Here is a 15,914-nt window from a genome sequence, read left to right on the forward strand (position 1 = left end):
GAGACAATAGCAACTGGCCCGCCCCATGTCGGGCGGATCGTGTCCGCGGGGCGTCACATCGCCTCCGGTCGCACCACGTACTGGCGCAGGACGAGGTCGCGGAACGTCACGGGGCCGCGGGGTCCGGGGACGTGGTCGACGTTGATCCCCGTCTCCGGGGCGCCGAGCAACTCGAAGCCGTCGAGCAGCCGCGTCGTCGCGTTCCAGAAGGCGCCGGTCCCCGCGTAGGCGGACAGGAACTCCTCCGCCGCGGCGGCGTCCTCGGTGACCACGGTCGCCGCGAGGCCGGAGGTCTCGTCGTTGGCGATGCGGGCGGCCTCCGCGGCCCCCTCGACGGGGGCGAGCGTGACGGTCGCCTCGCTGCCGTCCTCGAGCGCCCACTCCAGCCCGAGCGGGTGGCCGTGGGGCGGCATGGAGGGGCGGACGCCGAGCCGGTCGAGCACCTCGTGGACGCGCGGCACGGCGTCGACCCACAGGGGCGCGGCGATCAGCAGCAGGTTGAGGCGGTTGCAGACGCCGAGGCGGTCGAGGCCGCGCTCCACCAGGGCGAGCGCACGCCCCATGTCGGCGGCGTGGTCGATGTAGAGCACGCCGCCGCCGTCGGCGTGCGCGAGCGTGCGGACGCCGTGCGCGGCGGCCTCGCGGGCGAGGGAGGCGGTGGTCTCCCCGCTGCCGCGGAGGATCACGAGGGGGATGAGGCGGGGGTGGGCGACGAGCGCCCGGGCGGCCTCGCGGTCGGCGGTGCGCACGATCTGGATGGCGGCGGGGTCGATCCCGGCCTCCGCGAGGGCGGGGCGGATCACCTCGTCGTGCAGGGCGACGGCCGACCCGAGGGCGGCGCCGCCGGTGCGCAGGACCCCGGCGTTGCGGGACTTCACGAGCTGCGAGGCGACGTCGATCGTCACGTTGGGGCGCGCCTCGTAGTTCGCGCCGATCACCCCCACCGGCCGGCGGCGTTCCTCCATCACCAGGCCGTCGGGCAGCGCGCGGGTGCCGACGAGCGGATCGGGGTCGTCGATCCGGGACAGCGCCTCGATCTGCGCCGCCATCCGCGCGAGCCGCGTCGCGTCGAGGCGGAGGCGGTCGATCAGGGCGGGGGCGAGCACGCCCTCGGCGGCGTCGAGGTCGGCGCGGTTCGCCTCGAGCACCGCGTCCGACCGGTCCGTCAGCCGCCGCCCCATGCCCGTGAGGGCGGCGCGGACGGCGTCGGGGCCGGCGGAACGGAGCGACGGGTGCGCGGCGGAGGCGTCACGCCCCGCCCGCAGCACCTCACCGTGGGGATCGGTCGTCATGCGCCCTCCCCCTCCGGTCGTGCGGCATCACGACGCACGCGACCCGTCATGGTCCTGCCGACGGGCCGCGCGCCCCGGAGCCTGCGGATCGCGACTACTTCTTCTTGGTCCCCGCGACCGCCTCCTTGAGGACCGCCCCCGGCGTGAAGCGGGGCACCGTGCGCGCCGGGATCTGGACCTTCTTGGACGGGTCCTGCGGGTTGACACCGGTCCGGGCGGCGCGCTCCGAGACGGAGAACTTGCCGAAGCCGGCGAACGCGACGTCCTCACCGGACTTCAGCGCGTCCTGGATCACGTCGAGGACCGCCTGGACCGCGCGGCCGGCCTCAGCACCACTCATGTCGCCCTTCTCGGCGACGCGGCCGACGAACTCGGTCTTGTTCATTGCAGACCCCCTGGCTCGTTGTGTGCGGGAGCAGGCTTGCCCGCGCGAGCAACCTACCAGCGCGGACGGACGAAATCGGCGTCCCCGTGGGGTTTTCACGCCGGGATCGCGTTCCCGCGCCCACGCTGACGTACCCGGGACGCCCCGCGCGAAACGCCCACTCCCTGCCACGGAGGGGCCGGAAAGGGCGCGGATGCGGGAGAAAGTGGGGCCCTGCGGGCCTAGTGTGCGCGGCGTGACCCGCCGCCCCGTCCCGTCGATCACGACCATCCGCACATGGGGCAGCACCGCCGCGGAGCGGGCCGCGCGGTACCCCTGCGACGACCTCGTCGCGGGACCACGGATCCCGTTGTTCCGGGCGATCGACGTCGCCGCGCCCCCGGATCTGGCCTTCCGGTGGGTCGGTCAGCTGCGGCTCGCGCCCTCCAGCTTCGACGTCGTGGACAACCTGGGGCGCCGCAGCCCGCGCGAGCTCTCGGCCGACCTGGGGCCGCCCCGCGCCGGGGAGCGGGCGATGACGATCTTCCGGATCGCCGACGTGGTCCCGGGCCGCGAGCTGACCCTGCGGCTGATGGAGCCCTCGGGGCGGGCGGGGGTGCTGCTGCGGCCGCTGTGGACGCCGGCCGCCGTGACCTACCGGGTGGCGCCGGCGGCGGCGGGGAGCCGGATCGTCGTGAAGTACGTCACCGCGGACCCGGGCGGCCCGCTCGGCCTGCTGCTGCGGACCCTGCTGCCGCCCGGCGACCTGGTGATGATGCGCCGCCAGCTGCGGACGCTGGCGGGACTCGCCGCGCGTGACGCGCGGCGCGGCGGCGCGTCGCCCTAGCGGCGCGCGAGGCGCAGGGTGGCGCAGGAGGCGGCGGGGCCCTCGGCGCCGGCCACGACGCGCGTGCTGACGCAGAAGCGCAGGGAGCGCCCGGCGGCCAGGCGGCGCGGGACCCTCCAGGTGACGGTGTACTGCAGGTCGGCGCGCGCCGGGCCGGCGGCGGTGCGCAGCCGGGCGATGACGCGGCCGCCGGAGCGGATGACGATCTGCTCGCGGGTGGTCTCGCCGCGGCCGAGCAGGCGGTACCGCAGGCGGGCGACGGCGCCGGGGCGGGCGCGGCCGGCCAGGGCGCGGACGCGCGGGGCGGCGGCGACCGCGGCGGGGGCGGCGACCGGTGCGGCGGGGGCGGCCGTCGCGGCGTCGATCCAGTCGGCGACGGCGGCGACGCGGGTGTAGACGCCGGGCCGGCCGGCGCGGCCGCAGCCGACGCCCCAGCTCGTGACGCCGATGAGCAGGCCGGCGCCGTCGCGGAGCGGGCCGCCGCTGTCGCCGGAGCAGGTGTCCACGCCGCCCTCGGGGCGGCCGGCGCAGATCGCGAGGCGGGCGCTGTAGGCGCCGCCGAGGTACCGGGCGCAGCGGGAGGAGCCGAAGACCGTGACGGGCGCGGAGAGCAGGGAGGTGGAGCCGATGGTGTCGGTCTCGGAGCGGGCGCCCCAGCCGGCGATCTCCCCGGCGCGGTCCACGTCGGCGGCGTCCTGGCCGGCGCGGGCGAAGGCCGCGACCGGGGCGGTGCTCAGCCTGGCGAGGATCAGCACCGCGGCGTCGGCGCCGTCGCCGGGCGCCCGGTAGGTCGGGTGGACGCGGATCGCGGCGATCGCGATGCGCTCCCCGGCGCCGGCCAGGTCGGAGGTCCCGGCGATGACGTCGATCTCGGCGGGCGCCAGCGGCAGCCCGTCCTGGACGACGCAGTGGGCGGCGGTGAGGACCGCGCCCGGGGCGATGAGGGTGCCGCCGCAGACGGCGCCGGCGGCCGACGGGGTGCCGGCCGGCACCAGCGCGACGATCGACGGCCAGCTCCCCGCGGGGGCGATCGTGCCCCCGACGATCATGGAGTCCACGCGATCCTCGCCGCCGGCCGGGGCGGCGACCGCGGTGCCCGCCAGGACCAGCGCGAGGCCGGCGGCGAGTGCGGAGGCGGCGGCGCGGAGGATGCGGTTCACGGCCATGCATCAACGATCCGTCAGCGCGACCCCCGACACCAAGTCCGGTCGGGGGGACGGCGACCCCCCGTAGGTATGGGACCGGAGGACCGGCGGGCGGGGCGGGCCCGGGCGCCGGGGGCCTACCGTGTCCCCACATCCGCGGCGAGGGGGTCGTTCCATGGGCGGGACACGCAGGCTGGGCACCGGTGGACCCGAGGTCGGGCCGGTCGCGTTCGGGGCGATGAGCTTCGCGGGGTACTATGGCGCGGCGGACGCCGAGGAGGGCGTCCGCGCCGTCCACCGCGCCATCGACCTGGGGATCACGCTCATCGACACCGCCGAGGCGTACGGCGGCGGGAGCAACGAGGAGCTGGTGGGCCGGGCGATCGCCGGCCGGCGCGACGCGGTCGTGCTGGCCACGAAGGCGAGCCGCGGAGCGCCCGGCTACCTGCGGGACGCCGCCGAGGCGAGCCTGCGCCGCCTCGGGGTCGACCACATCGACGTCTACTACCTGCACCGCGTCGACGGGGACGTGCCGATCGAGGAGTCCGTCGGGGCCATGTCGCGCCTCGTCGAGGAGGGCCGGGTGCGGCACATCGGGTTGTCGGAGGCCGGCCCCGGCACGATCCGCCGCGCCCACGCGGTCCACCCGGTCGCGGCCCTGCAGAGCGAGTGGTCGCTCCTGTACCGCGACCCCGAGCGGGACGTCCTGCCGGTGCTGCGCGAGCTCGGCATCGCCTACGTCGCCTACAGCCCCCTGTCGCGGGGCCTCCTGACGGGCCGCATCCGCACGCCCGACGACCTCGCCCCCGACGACTGGCGACGGCAGGTCCCGCGCTTCCAGGACGACCACCTCGCCCGCAACCTCGAGGTGGTGGGCGCGCTCGCGGAGATCGCGGAGCGCCGCGGCATCGACCTGGCGACGCTGTCGCTCGCGTGGCTGCTCGCCCAGGGCGACGACGTCGTCCCCCTGGTCGGGACGAGCCGGGCGTCGCGCCTCGACGAGGTCGCCGCGGCGGCCGACGTGACGCTGACCGCCGACGAGCTCGCCGCCATCGGCGCCGCCGCCCCGTTCGGGTCGGCGTCCGGCGACCGCTACCCCTCCGACTACATGCCGCGCCTCGGCCTCTGAGGACGGGCGCGTCCCCGCCCGGCCGGGCGAGGGTCGCGGGGGGCGGCGTCGAACCCATCCCCCGTGGACGATGCGGAGCACACGACCCCGGCCCGCGCGACGGTGCTCGGCACCGGGGCGATGGGTCCCGAGATCGCCGCGGCCCTCGCGGCCGCGGGGGTGGCGGTCACGCTCGCGGGACGCGACGCGGGGGCGGCGGCCCGCGCCGCGGGCCGTGCCCGCGAGATGGCCGGCGACGGCGCGCCGATCGCGGCGGCGGGCATCGACGCCGCCGCGTTCGCGGGCTCGGGGCTCGTGGTCGAGACGATCTCGGAGGACCTCGGCGCGAAGCGCGACCTGCTGGCGCGCGTCGCGCCGTGGGTGGAGCCGGGCGCGCGGGTCGTCACGAACACGTCGAGCCTGCGCATCGGCGACCTCGCCGGCGCGCTCCCCGACCCGGCCCGGTTCGCGGGCCTCCACTTCCTGAAGCCCGCGCACCTGACGGCCGTCGTCGAGGTCGTGCCGGGGCCGGACACGACGCCGGACACCACGGCGGCGCTGGTGGAGCTGGCGGGCCGCATGGGCAAGACGCCGCTCGTCGTGCGCGCCGACGTCCCGGGGTTCATCTGGAACCGCATCCAGTTCGCCGTGCTGCGGGAGTGCCTGCACATGCTGGAGGCGGGCGTGGCGGACGCGGCCGACATCGACGCCGCCGTCGCCGACGGCCTCGCCCCCCGGTGGATGGCCGCCGGCCCGCTCGCCACGGCCGACCTCGGCGGCCTGAGGACGTTCGCGCGGGTCTCGGAGCAGCTCTTCCCCGAGCTGTCCGCCGCCCGGGAGGTGCCGGACGCCCTGGCGCGCCCGGCGCGCGAGAGCGGCGCCCTCGCGCCGTGGACGGCGGGGGCGGGCGAGGCGCTGGCGGACCTGCGGGCGGACGCGTTGGCCGCGGGGCGCGGCATCACCGCCCGCCGGCGGGGGCTCGGGGCGTGATCGCCCTCTCCGCCCACCTGGGGACGCTCTTCGGGGAGCTCCCGCCGCTGGAGCGGCCCGCGGCCGCCGCGGCGTGCGGGTTCGACGCGGTGGAGGCGTGGTGGCCGCCCGCGCCCGACCCCGGCGAGTGGATCGCCGCGGTCCGCGGGGCGGGGGTGCGGGCGGTGCTGGTCAACGCCGACGGCGGCGACCTGGCGGCGGGGGAGCGCGGCTACTGCAACGTGCGGGGGCGTGGGGACGACGCCGTGCGCGCGGCGGTCGCCGCCGCCCGCGTCGTGCGTGCCTGCGGCGGTGAGGTCGTGAACCTGCTGGTCGGCCGCGACACCGGGGGGCGTCCGCTCCGGGAGCAGCTCGACCTGGCACGCGGCGTCGTGCGCGAGGCTGCCGACGAGGTCGGGCGCCTCGGCGCGCGCATCGTGGTGGAGCACCTGAACGACCGCGACGTGGACCGCCCCCTGATCGCGACCCCCGGTGCGGCCGCCGCCTTCGTCCGCGACGTCCGGCACGACGGCGTGGGGGTCCTCCTCGACGCCTACCACGCGGCCCGCGCCGGGCTCGATCCGCTCGCGGAGGTGCAGGCCGTCGGCGACCTGATCGGCCACGCCCAGTTCGCGGACCACCCCGGCCGTGGCGCGCCCGGGACGGGCGACCTCGACGTCGACGCGTTCGTCGCCGGGCTCGACGCGGTGGGCTACGCGGGCCACGTGGGGCTCGAGTTCGTCCCCGACGGTCCCACGGCGGCGGTCCTCACCCCCCTGGCGTCCCGGACCTGACCCGTCCGGGGGCGCTCAGCCGGGCGCCCGTGTGAAGACGATCCGCGCGGGGCGCCCGCGGCCGGAAGACCTCAGGCTCGCGTCGAGGGTGAGACCCTCGACGTCCAGCCGGGCGATCGACGCGGGGTCGCGTGCCCCCGCCTCGAGGATCGCCCGCGCGAGCCTCCCCTTCACCGCCTTGCCGTCGTGGCCGGCGGCGCGGCGGCCGTCGGGGCCCCCGTCGACGATCTCGACGCGGAGGAGGCGGGCCGGGGCCAGGAGGTCCGGGTCGATCGCCGCGGCGTGCTCCCCCGGGAGCAGGTCGATCACCCACCCGGCGCCGGCGCGTGCGGCGATCACCGGCGTGATCCGGGGGCGCCAGAACGCGGCCAGGCCGCCGAGGGGCGGCACCCGCGCGGCCATCTTGAGGCGGTAGGCGGGGAGCGGGTCGGTCGCCGCGCTGACCCCCCAGAGCCCCGACGGCACGAGCACCCAGGCGCGGAGGCGGCGCCGGGCGGCCGGGGTGAGGGTCGCGGGGTCGAGGGCGCCCCACACCACCCCGGCGTAGCGGGAGGCCGCCGCCATCGTGGGGGCGTCGTCGAGCTCGTCCCACTCCGCGAAGGCGCGCGCGAGGTGCGGGCCGCGGACCCCGAGCAGGCGGCCCGCCGCCGCCTCCCCCTCCGCCAGCGCGACGCGGACGGCGTCACGCACCCGGGCCCGGTCGGCGGCGAGGGCGGGGAACGCCGTCGCGGCGGACGGCCAGGCGGGGCCACGTCCCCCGGGGGCCTTGCCCTCGGAGGGGGGCAGGAGGAGGACGGTCGCCACGGCGCGCGATCATGCCCGCGCGCCCCGGCGTGGTCAATCCGGTCGGCTCACCCCGCCGGCAGGTCGGGGTCGGCGGGGTGGTCGGCGTCCACCGCCGGGTCGGCGTGGGCGAACCCCTCCCCCTCCGGGACCACGGGGGTCGCGCACCGCCGGCAGGTGAGGGCGCCGTGGGCCGCCCAGTCGACGACGACGCGGTGGTCGGAGTCGAGGTCGCAGGCGGCCACGAGCCGCGCACGGTGCCCGTAGGCGCCGGTCCGCCCCCGCCGCACCGCCTCACCGCAGATGGCGCACCGCAACGGCCCCGTCGTCCCCATCCCCCCCGTCCCCCGCTCGCCGCCCATCCGCCCCGCAGCCGTCATTATGCCGTCCGTGCGCATCGGGACCTGGAACCTCGCGGGACGCTGGTCCGAGGCGCATCGGCGCCTCATCGAGGACGCCGCCTGCGACGTCTGGCTGCTCACCGAGGTCGGCGCGAGGACCGACCTGACGTCGGGGCACCTGGTCCGGTCGGCCGCGATGCCCGGGACGGGTGGTCGCTCCTGGGCCGCCCTCTGGAGCCGGGAGCCGCTCCATGCGGTCCCGTCCGTCCACGAGGCGGCGGCCGTGGCGCACTGGCGGGACCTCCTCCTCTGCAGCTGCGTCCTCCCCTGGCGGAGCGCACGCGCGACCTGGCCGGACACCGCGGCGAACGTGGCGGGGATGACGCGTGCGGCGCTCGGGCGGTTGCGGCCCGCGCTGACCGGCTCCTCCGTCCCCGTCGTCTGGGGCGGCGACTGGAACCACGCCATGGACGGCACGGAGTACGCGGGTACGAAGGCCGGGCGCGTCGCCATCGCCGAGCTGGTCGCCGAGGTCGGCCTGACGATCACGACGAGGGACGCGCCCCACAGGATCGAGGGTCTCCTGAGCATCGATCACATCGCCGTCCCGGCGGGCTGGCGCGTCGTGTCGTGCCACCGGATCCCGGCGATCGACGAGAGCCGCTGTCTCAGCGACCACGACGCCTACGCGACCGAGGTCGGGCCGGGGGCCTGACCGCGCCGGCTCAGACCCAGCGGGGCGGACCCTCACCGGGCGCGGCCGCGCCCGCGCCCTGGTCGCGGCGGGGCAGCTCCAGGACGTGGGGCAGGAGGTCGGTGAGCGTGACGGCGTACAGGTCCCGGAGTGCGGCGACCGGGTCGTCGGCCCGGTCGATGCGGAGGTCCCACAACGGGTACGCCTCGGAGTCGACGACGACGAGGGCCGCGGAGAGGGCGCCCTCGCGGTCGGCCCCCGCGGCCTCCGCCGCCTCGAGGGCGCCGAGGAGGCGGGCGGCGAGGGCGACGTCCGGGCCGGAGGCCTCGTAGGCCGCCAGCATCACGTGGAGCACCTCCGGGCCGACGAGCCGGTTGCCCTGCACCGACACCCCCGGGCGGCTCGTGTGCCCCGACCAGGGCAGGGTGCCCGAACCGGTCCACGCCGCCGACCCGCCGCGCGCGTCGACCATCGCCGTCTGGCGGCGCTCCCGGTCGGGATCCACCGCGATCACCCGGTCGAGCGCCTCCCGCGCGGACAGGCCCTCCCCCATGAGCCGCAGGCCGTCGACGCCGTGGTACGGGTTCACGAGCGCCTGCGTCGCGACGGCGCCGGCGCCCGCCTCGGCGCGGGGGACGAGCTTGCCGACCCCGAGGCCGGCCGTCACCGCGGCGACGCCGAGCTGCGCGGTGCGCGGGCACCGCGCGACGATCGAGACGGTGGTGGCGATCACCGGCGCCCCCCTCCCTGTCACCCTGCGGCCGTCGCGGGGCCGCTCCGCGGGCGGGAGGATAGGCCCTTCCACCCGGGTCAGTCCCCGGGAAGGAACACCCACAGCGCCGGCCGGCCGCTGTTGCAGTGCACCGCGCGCGACACCAGGCCGAGACCCGCCCACGAGAGGTAGAGGGTCGTGCGCGCCGCGTTCCATGCCTGCGGCAGCCCGGGACCGTCCGGCGCGTCGAGCGCGGCGAGGCGCCGCTCGAGCGACGGGACCGGGTGGAAGACCGTCTCCACGAGCCGGCCGCGGCGGGGCTCGTCGTCGCCGACGGCGTCGAGGGCCCGCAGCACCCCCGCGAGCTCGACCGGGTCGACCCCGCCGGCGACGGCGGCACGGTCGGCGGCGAGGACGGCCCGCCGCGACGGCGTCGGCAGCACCAGCAACCCGAGGAACGACCACAGGGTCATCCCGAGCGACAACGTCGCGACCCCCGCCACCGACGTCACCTCGGCGCCGAGCCCCATCACGAGCGCCATCCCGGCGAGCGTCCCGGCGACCGCGACCCCCACCCCGAGCGCCCGCGAGCCGCTGCGGCGGACGGCCTCCCGGCGCGCCCGCTGCACCCGGGCGACGGGCCCGTCCCACGCGGCGGACAGCAGGGTCCGGTCGCGTCCGGGAAGGCCGGCGATGCCGCCCGCGAACGCGGGGTTGTCGGCGCGCAGCCGGTCCCCCTCGCGGCGGACCCCGCCGACGAGGCGGGCGACCGGGACCTGGGCGGCGAGCATCACGACCATCACCGCGGCGGCCGCGGCGAGCACCACGGGCGCGCCGCCGGCGCGCCCCGCGGCGAGCAGCACGAGCGCGACCACGGCGAGGATCCCGGCGTGGGCGGCGACACCCCGCAGCCAGGTGCGCGCGAACCCCGCGCCGCCGCCGGCGGGCGCGCGCCCGTGGCGCACGGGAAGCACCCTCCCCCCGAGCACGTCGAACGGCGCGGAGACGGCCGCGTGCAGCCCGACCAGCAGGAGGATCCACGCCGGGTCGCTCCACGCCCACGTCGTCGCGTCGGGCAGCAGCGCCGACGACGCCCCCGTCGCGAGCAGCACGGCGGCGAGGGCCGTGAACGTCCCGACACCCGCGATGCCGAGGCGGAGGCGGGCGCGCGCGTACGTCGTCGCCGGCGGGGCGCCGGTCGTGGGGGTTCCCGCGAGCACCTCGGTCATGCCAGGGCCTCCGTCGTGTCGTACCGGAGGTACGCGCGGGACGGCCCGCTCGGTTGCGCGACCGGACCGCGGCTCCCGCCGCCGCCGCGATCGGCGCGCCGGAGCTGGGCCCCGCCACCCGCCGACCCGGGGGTTCACGGCCCCGCCGCCTCCCGCGCCACGGCGACGCCCGCCCCCCACCCGGGCGCGCGGCCGCCGTCCGGGGGGTGGACCGCGTCGATGTCGAGGCCGGCGCGCGTGATCAGCCACGCGGTCAGGGAGTTCGAGTTCCACATCTCGCCCGTCCGCAGCTCGTCGCGTCCCCACACCGGCGTCGGCACGGACGGGGCGAGGTCGAGGACGCGCCGGGCGACGCCGGCGTCCCGCGTGAGCGTCCGCGGGCTGTCCACCGCCTCCCCCGCGTCGGGGATCACGCCGTCGCGCCAGCACCGGACCTCGTACCGGAAGATCCTGAGGCGGCCCGCGGCGCGCACGCCGACCGGTCCCCCCGCCACGACCCCGCGCGCCGCGCCGTCCCCGTCCACGACGGGGGTCATCTCGATCACGTGGCCCGCGCCGCCGGACCGCACCACGAGGGCCGAGTGGTAGAGGTCGCACGCCGGCCGTCGCGCCACCCGGGAGGCGACCGCCTCGAACACCCTCCCGTTCAGCCGGACGCTGTGACCGCCGGCGCCGAGGGGCAGCCACCACAGGTCCACCGCGTCCGTCGGCCCCGTCTCCATGGCGGCACGTTCGCCGCAGCCGCCGGGCGCCGCATCCGGGGATCCCCGGGGGACGTCATCGCGCCCCTCGACTCGCTCGGCGCCGTCGGGACGTGGAACGACTCAGGGGGAGGCTCCCACACCTTCGTGGGAACCTCCCCCTGAGTGAAACAGTGGACCCGGCCGGCACTGCCCCGGCGTCCGAAAGCGTTTCCCCAACGGCTTCTCCGAGCGCAGTCGCTGATGAGTTTCTCACGAGGGGCGTCATCACCGACGAACCGCTCCCCCGCCAGGTTCTCCTGTGATCTCACCCGACGACCGAGGACCTCTGTCGCCGAGCCAGGGTCGCTAGCTGACACCGGTGATCTCCCTCACGACCCGAAGGGAGGCCGATGGCTCTCATTTACTGCTGTTTAGGCAGCGAGAGCGAGCTTGGGAGAGTTCTCCGCAGCTCCGTTGTTTCCCGGTTGTTGACGCGGTCCACCGGGTCCGCGGCTCGCTGACCGTTGCGGTTCCGCTCCGTCGAAACTGGATCGGGCCCGTGTTCACCATCGAGGGTAGCACCACGGGGGGCCGGTTCCCACGTCGGGAACCGGACGGAAGGGACCCGGCGCGGGCCGGGTGCGGCCTGCCCCCCCGGAGGGTGCTCTAGGATCACTCGATGCGCGTGATGCTCATGCGGACCTGCCTGTCCGACATCGTCGCCCCGTCCGTCGCCGCGGCGACGGTCACGGTGCTGCGGCGCGCCGGTGTCGAGGTGACGATCCCCCGCCGCCAGACCTGCTGCGGCCAGCCCGGCTGGAGCTCCGGCCACCCCGAGCAGGCGCGCCCCGTCGCGCGCCAGGCGCTCCGGGCCTTCCGCGGCGACGACCCGATCGTCGTCCCCTCCGGCTCGTGCGCGGCGATGGTCACCCACGGCTACGCGGAGCTGTTCGCGGGACAGCCGGAGGAGGCCGAGGCCCGCGAGATGGCGGACCGCACGCTGGAGCTCACCCAGTTCCTCTCCCGCAACGGCCTTCGCCCGAAGCCGACGGGGTCGGGGTCGGTGACCCACCACGACTCGTGCCACATGCTCCGCCTGCTCGGCGAGCGCGAGAGCTCCCGCGCCGTCATCGCCGGCGTCGACGGGCTCGAGCTGAAGGAGATGGAGCAGACCGACGTCTGCTGCGGCTTCGGCGGCACCTTCAGCATGAACTTCCCCGAGGTCTCCGGGAAGCTCGGCGAGGAGAAGGCCCGCAACGCCGCCGCCGCGGGGGCGGACGAGCTCGTCGCCTGCGACCTCTCCTGCCTGCTGCACATCGCCGGCCGGGCGCGCCGCTGCGGGATCGACCTCAAGGTGCGCCACCTGGCGGAGGTGCTCGCCGAGTGAGCACCGAGGCGAAGCGCCCCGTCGTCTACCCCGACGCGACCACCACCCTGCGCGAGCGGACCACCGAGGCCCTGCTCGACACCGAGCTCGGCGGCAACCTCCGCACCGCGGCGGCGTCGTGGGCGGCGGGACGCGCGAAGGTCGGCACCGAGCAGCCGTTCGCCGAGATGCGCCTCCGCACCCGCGAGATCCGCCGCGGCAACATCGCGAACCTCCCGCGCCTGCTCGACACCCTCCAGGCGCGCGTCACGGAGGCCGGCGGCCACGTGGCGCGGGTCTCCGACTCGGAGGCCGCCTGCCGCTACATCACCGACCTCGCGGCGGCGCGGGGCGCGACCCTGCTCGCCAAGTCGAAGTCGATGGCCTCCGAGGAGATCAAGCTGAACGAGGCCCTCGAGGACGCCGAGCTGCGCGTCGTCGAGACGGACCTCGGCGAGTGGATCCTCCAGCTCGCCGGCCAGCACCCGAGCCACATCATCGCCCCCGCCGTGCACCTCAACCGGGGACAGGTCCGGGAGCTCTTCGAGAAGGAGAGCGGGACGGAGCTGCCGCACGACCGCGAGGCCCTCGTCGCGCACGCCCGCAAGCGGCTGCGGGAGGTGTTCGCGAGCGCCGACATCGGGGTCTCCGGCGTGAACCTCGCGATCGCGGAGACCGGCACGATCTGCGTCGTCGAGAACGAGGGCAACGGCCGGCTCGTCACCGCCCTCCCCCGCATCCACGTCGCGGTGATGGGCATGGAGCGGATCGTCGAGAACTGGGAGGAGGGCTCCCACATCCTCCAGATCCTCCCGATGGCGGCGATCGGCGACGACGCCGCGACGTACGTCAACCTCATCACCGGACCCCGGCGCGAGGACGAGGCCGACGGGCCCGAGGAGTTCCACCTCGTGATCCTCGACGGCGGCCGTTCGGCGCTCCGCGGCACCGAGTTCGAGGAGGCGCTCGACTGCATCCGCTGCGGCGCCTGCCTCTACTCGTGCCCCATGTGGCGCAGCGTCGGCGGGCAGGCCTACGGGTCCCCGTACTCGGGGCCGATCGGCGCGGTGCTCACCCCCCTGCTGGAGGGCATCAAGGGCGAGCGGTCCAGCGAGATGCCGTTCCTGTCGTCGCTGTGCGGCTCCTGCCACGAGGCGTGCCCCGCGGGGATCCCCCTGCACGACCTGCTGGTGAAGGTGCGCGCCCGCGTCACCACCCCCGCCCACCGCGCCGACCGCCGGCGCTTCCGCGCCTGGAGCGCCGCGTGGCGCCACCCCCTGCTCTACGGGGCGTCGCGGCGGATGGCCCGCATCGGGCTGCGGGTGATCGGGCGCCGCGGCTGGGTGACGAAGCTGCCGGGACCGGGGTCGCCGTGGACGGACCAGCGCGACCTGCCGACGCGGTGGCCGCCCCGCTGACCGAGCTCATCGACGGGGTGATCGCCGGGATCACGAAGCGCCGCGGCAGCGGCTCCGCGCACCCCGGGGACGAGATCGCCGCTGCCGCCGTCGCGCAGGCCGAGACCTGGGGCGTGACGCGGGCCCTCGTGGCGGGCGACCCGCTGCTCGCCGAGCTGGGCGTGACCGACGCGCTGGCGTCGGCCGGGGTCGAGATCCTCGGCTGGCCGGAGGGCCGCGGCCACGGCTGGCGGGAGCTGCTCGGCCTCGAGGGCCCCGACCGCACGATGGGCATCACCATCCCGACGCTCGGCGTCGCCCAGCGGGGGACCCTCGTCATCGAGACGAGCCCCTCCCACGGCCGCTCCATCGACGCCGTCAGCATGTTCCACCTGCCGGTGCTGCTCGCCTCGCGGATCCGCTGGAGCCTCGGCGAGGCGCTCGCCGAGACGTACGCCCCCGGTCGCCGGCGCCCCGCCGCGGTGTCGCTCGTCTCCGGTCCGAGCCGCACCTCGGACATCGAGAAGATCTCCACCCTCGGGGCGCACGGCGCCGTCGGCATCCACCTCCTGGTGGCCGAGGACCTCTAGCCCGCGGTCACGCCGCCGGGGCCATCCGGGGGGCATCGCCGAGCAACGGGATCCGGGCGCCCCGGCTGCGGACCTCGACGACGGGCCCCTCCGGCCCCACCGCCACCACGTGCACGCGGTCGCCGCAGGCGAGCGGCCCGCCGCGCAGGGCCGTCACGACCGTCGTCCGTCCGTCGATGAGCGCCGCCGCGCGCTCGCCGTCCACGATCCTGGTGACCCGCCCCTGCCGGCCTCGTCTGGTGTCCGGGGACATGCCGCACCTCCTCGTCGCGGGGATGGCACCCCCTCCTTCGCTCCCCGGGCCCGCGGCGTCACACCCGTCCCGCGACCGGCGGCCGAAGCCGCGGATCGACCGTGAAGGCGATGGCGCCCGTCCCCCGGAGGGGTGATCTTCGGACGCATCGCCCACGGGGGCGTGACACGGGACGGCCGGCGGGCGAATCATCCCCGCAGCCCCTGCGATGCCCAGACGACACCTACGGGGCGAGAAGGATGGGCCGATGGGACCACCGACGAGGGTTTCACTGGTCGACGTCCTCCGCGAGGAGGACATCCACATGATCCACCGCGCGATGGTGCGGCGGCTCGGCGACCGCGAGCTGGCGGCCGACGCGACGATGGACCTGTTCGTGCGCGTGACGGCGCGGTTCCACCGCTACGACCCGGAGCGCTGCCCCTTCGCGGGCTGGATCTGGGGCTTCGTGGAGACGGTCGCGGCGGACACGCGGCGGCGGGAGGCCCGGCGGCTCCGCGACCAGGCGCGCGCGCAGGCCGCCGCCGACGCGGAGCGGCACACCGACGAGGAGGAGGCGACGATGCACCTGCCGCAGGAGTGGAGGGACGCGTTCGCGCGGCTCGACCCGCGCGACCGGACGTTGATCGTGCTCCGGGCGATCGGCGGCTGGTCGGCGGCCGACGTGGCGGCGCGCCTCGGGATGACGGTCACCGGGGTCAACACCGCGTACCACCGCGCGTGCGGCCGGCTCGCGACGAGCCTCCGGCTCGGGACGGCGTGAGCCGATGAGGGACCACCGGACCCCACGCCCCGCCACGCGCGATCGCGTCCCCGCCGCCGGCCCGGCCCCGGCGGCGGGCGACGACGACGACTTCATCCCCTACGGCGGCCCCTGCGCGCTGCCGCCGGAGGTCGAGGCCGACATGCGCGACCGCCGCCGCGGCGCCGGCGGCGACGACGCGCCCCCCGACCTCGTCGCCGCCGTCATGGCGTTGGCGGGTCGCGCCACCACCACTCCTCGAACGCCGCGCAGCGGCCGTCCGGGGCGAAGCGCATGACCCAGAGGTCGAGGTAGCGGACCACCTCGGGCGCCGTGTACCGCACGTCGATGCGGGCCACCGCGCGGTCGCCGTCGACGGCGAGCACCTCCCACGACATCACCCACCGCTCCGTCGCGTCCGTGGCGGACGCCCACCACGACGTGATCGCGGCGCGGCCCGAGATGGTGTCCCCGAGGGGCGACGGCCGGTAGGTGGCGTCCTCGGTGAAGAGCGCGACCGCCGCCGCGGCGTCGCGCGACGCCCACGCCCGCCGGTACCCCTCGATCCAGACCTCGACGCGGGCGCGGTCCACGGCGGGGTCGCG

General features: G+C 77.0%; 19 protein-coding genes and 1 other RNA gene. 9 read left to right on the forward strand and 11 right to left on the reverse strand.

What is annotated here, in order from left to right:
- Positions 1–53: 53 nt before the first annotated feature.
- Both IU369_RS13140 and IU369_RS13145 read right to left on the reverse strand, forming a co-directional pair.
- Positions 54–1,292, reverse strand: a complete 1,239-nt coding sequence (locus tag IU369_RS13140) for an aldehyde dehydrogenase family protein (RefSeq protein ID WP_217921436.1) — start codon at positions 1,290–1,292, stop codon at positions 54–56.
- Between the two features lie 94 nt (positions 1,293–1,386).
- Positions 1,387–1,677, reverse strand: a complete 291-nt coding sequence (locus IU369_RS13145; protein ID WP_217921437.1) for an HU family DNA-binding protein — start codon at positions 1,675–1,677, stop codon at positions 1,387–1,389.
- Between the two features lie 235 nt (positions 1,678–1,912).
- Here IU369_RS13145 and IU369_RS13150 point away from each other — a divergent pair, with 235 nt between their 5' ends.
- Positions 1,913–2,503 carry a hypothetical protein gene (locus IU369_RS13150; RefSeq protein ID WP_217921438.1) on the forward strand — a complete coding sequence of 197 codons (591 nt, stop codon included), beginning with the start codon at positions 1,913–1,915 and terminating at the stop codon, positions 2,501–2,503.
- On the opposite strand, the gene IU369_RS13155 is transcribed toward IU369_RS13150, so the two are convergent.
- Positions 2,500–3,669: a S1 family peptidase gene (locus IU369_RS13155; protein ID WP_217921439.1), complete on the reverse strand. Its 1,170-nt coding sequence runs from the start codon at positions 3,667–3,669 to the stop codon at positions 2,500–2,502. The genes IU369_RS13150 and IU369_RS13155 overlap by 4 nt on opposite strands.
- A gap of 154 nt (positions 3,670–3,823) precedes the next feature.
- Between IU369_RS13155 and IU369_RS13160 the strand changes: the two genes are divergently transcribed.
- From IU369_RS13160 to IU369_RS13170, 3 genes are all read left to right on the forward strand, one after another.
- The gene (locus IU369_RS13160; RefSeq protein ID WP_217921440.1) at positions 3,824–4,777 is read left to right on the forward strand and encodes an aldo/keto reductase; all 954 of its coding nucleotides are present in this window, start codon (positions 3,824–3,826) and stop codon (positions 4,775–4,777) included.
- 63 nt (positions 4,778–4,840) lie between these two features.
- Complete coding sequence (locus tag IU369_RS13165) at positions 4,841–5,746, forward strand: 3-hydroxyacyl-CoA dehydrogenase family protein (RefSeq protein ID WP_217921441.1); 906 nt, start codon at positions 4,841–4,843, stop codon at positions 5,744–5,746.
- The gene (locus IU369_RS13170) at positions 5,743–6,519 is read left to right on the forward strand and encodes a TIM barrel protein (protein ID WP_217921442.1); all 777 of its coding nucleotides are present in this window, start codon (positions 5,743–5,745) and stop codon (positions 6,517–6,519) included. Before IU369_RS13165 ends, IU369_RS13170 begins: the two co-directional genes overlap by 4 nt.
- 15 nt (positions 6,520–6,534) lie before the next feature.
- Here IU369_RS13170 and IU369_RS13175 read toward each other — a convergent pair whose 3' ends face one another.
- The gene (locus IU369_RS13175) at positions 6,535–7,323 is read right to left on the reverse strand and encodes a YaaA family protein (protein WP_217921443.1); all 789 of its coding nucleotides are present in this window, start codon (positions 7,321–7,323) and stop codon (positions 6,535–6,537) included.
- Positions 7,324–7,370: 47 nt separating this feature from the next.
- Complete coding sequence (locus tag IU369_RS13180) at positions 7,371–7,682, reverse strand: hypothetical protein (protein ID WP_217921444.1); 312 nt, start codon at positions 7,680–7,682, stop codon at positions 7,371–7,373.
- Between the two features lie 10 nt (positions 7,683–7,692).
- Between IU369_RS13180 and IU369_RS13185 the strand changes: the two genes are divergently transcribed.
- Positions 7,693–8,358, forward strand: a complete 666-nt coding sequence (locus IU369_RS13185; protein WP_217921445.1) for an endonuclease/exonuclease/phosphatase family protein — start codon at positions 7,693–7,695, stop codon at positions 8,356–8,358.
- A gap of 10 nt (positions 8,359–8,368) precedes the next feature.
- Here the strand turns inward: IU369_RS13185 and IU369_RS13190 are convergent, their stop codons facing one another.
- From IU369_RS13190 to ssrA, 4 genes are all read right to left on the reverse strand, one after another.
- Positions 8,369–9,070 (reverse strand): DUF1028 domain-containing protein, encoded by a 702-nt coding sequence (locus IU369_RS13190; protein WP_217921446.1) that lies wholly within the window; start codon positions 9,068–9,070, stop codon positions 8,369–8,371.
- Positions 9,071–9,147: 77 nt separating this feature from the next.
- Positions 9,148–10,278 carry a hypothetical protein gene (locus tag IU369_RS13195; protein WP_217921447.1) on the reverse strand — a complete coding sequence of 377 codons (1,131 nt, stop codon included), beginning with the start codon at positions 10,276–10,278 and terminating at the stop codon, positions 9,148–9,150.
- Positions 10,279–10,412: 134 nt separating this feature from the next.
- Positions 10,413–11,000 carry a hypothetical protein gene (locus tag IU369_RS13200; RefSeq protein WP_217921448.1) on the reverse strand — a complete coding sequence of 196 codons (588 nt, stop codon included), beginning with the start codon at positions 10,998–11,000 and terminating at the stop codon, positions 10,413–10,415.
- A gap of 150 nt (positions 11,001–11,150) precedes the next feature.
- Positions 11,151–11,520, reverse strand: a transfer-messenger RNA (tmRNA) gene (gene ssrA, locus IU369_RS13205).
- Between the two features lie 120 nt (positions 11,521–11,640).
- Between ssrA and IU369_RS13210 the strand changes: the two genes are divergently transcribed.
- From IU369_RS13210 to IU369_RS13220, 3 genes are read left to right on the forward strand one after another with little or no spacing between them, the layout of a single operon-like run.
- On the forward strand, positions 11,641–12,348 hold the full coding sequence (locus IU369_RS13210; protein WP_217921449.1) for a (Fe-S)-binding protein: 708 nt from the start codon (positions 11,641–11,643) through the stop codon (positions 12,346–12,348).
- Positions 12,345–13,745, forward strand: a complete 1,401-nt coding sequence (locus IU369_RS13215; RefSeq protein WP_217921450.1) for a lactate utilization protein B — start codon at positions 12,345–12,347, stop codon at positions 13,743–13,745. The genes IU369_RS13210 and IU369_RS13215 overlap by 4 nt, the downstream gene beginning before the upstream one ends.
- Complete coding sequence (locus IU369_RS13220; protein ID WP_217921451.1) at positions 13,730–14,314, forward strand: LUD domain-containing protein; 585 nt, start codon at positions 13,730–13,732, stop codon at positions 14,312–14,314. The genes IU369_RS13215 and IU369_RS13220 overlap by 16 nt, the downstream gene beginning before the upstream one ends.
- Positions 14,315–14,321: 7 nt before the next feature.
- On the opposite strand, the gene IU369_RS13225 is transcribed toward IU369_RS13220, so the two are convergent.
- The gene (locus IU369_RS13225) at positions 14,322–14,567 is read right to left on the reverse strand and encodes a hypothetical protein (protein WP_217921452.1); all 246 of its coding nucleotides are present in this window, start codon (positions 14,565–14,567) and stop codon (positions 14,322–14,324) included.
- A gap of 247 nt (positions 14,568–14,814) precedes the next feature.
- On the opposite strand from IU369_RS13225, the gene IU369_RS13230 reads away from it, so the two are divergent.
- Positions 14,815–15,330: an RNA polymerase sigma factor gene (locus IU369_RS13230; RefSeq protein ID WP_217921453.1), complete on the forward strand. Its 516-nt coding sequence runs from the start codon at positions 14,815–14,817 to the stop codon at positions 15,328–15,330.
- Between the two features lie 203 nt (positions 15,331–15,533).
- Here the strand turns inward: IU369_RS13230 and IU369_RS13235 are convergent, their stop codons facing one another.
- Positions 15,534–15,902 carry a nuclear transport factor 2 family protein gene (locus tag IU369_RS13235; protein ID WP_217921454.1) on the reverse strand — a complete coding sequence of 123 codons (369 nt, stop codon included), beginning with the start codon at positions 15,900–15,902 and terminating at the stop codon, positions 15,534–15,536.
- Between the last annotated feature and the right edge of the window lie 12 nt (positions 15,903–15,914).

The sequence above is a fragment of the Miltoncostaea oceani genome, assembly GCF_018141545.1.
Lineage (GTDB): Bacteria > Actinomycetota > Thermoleophilia > Miltoncostaeales > Miltoncostaeaceae > Miltoncostaea > Miltoncostaea oceani.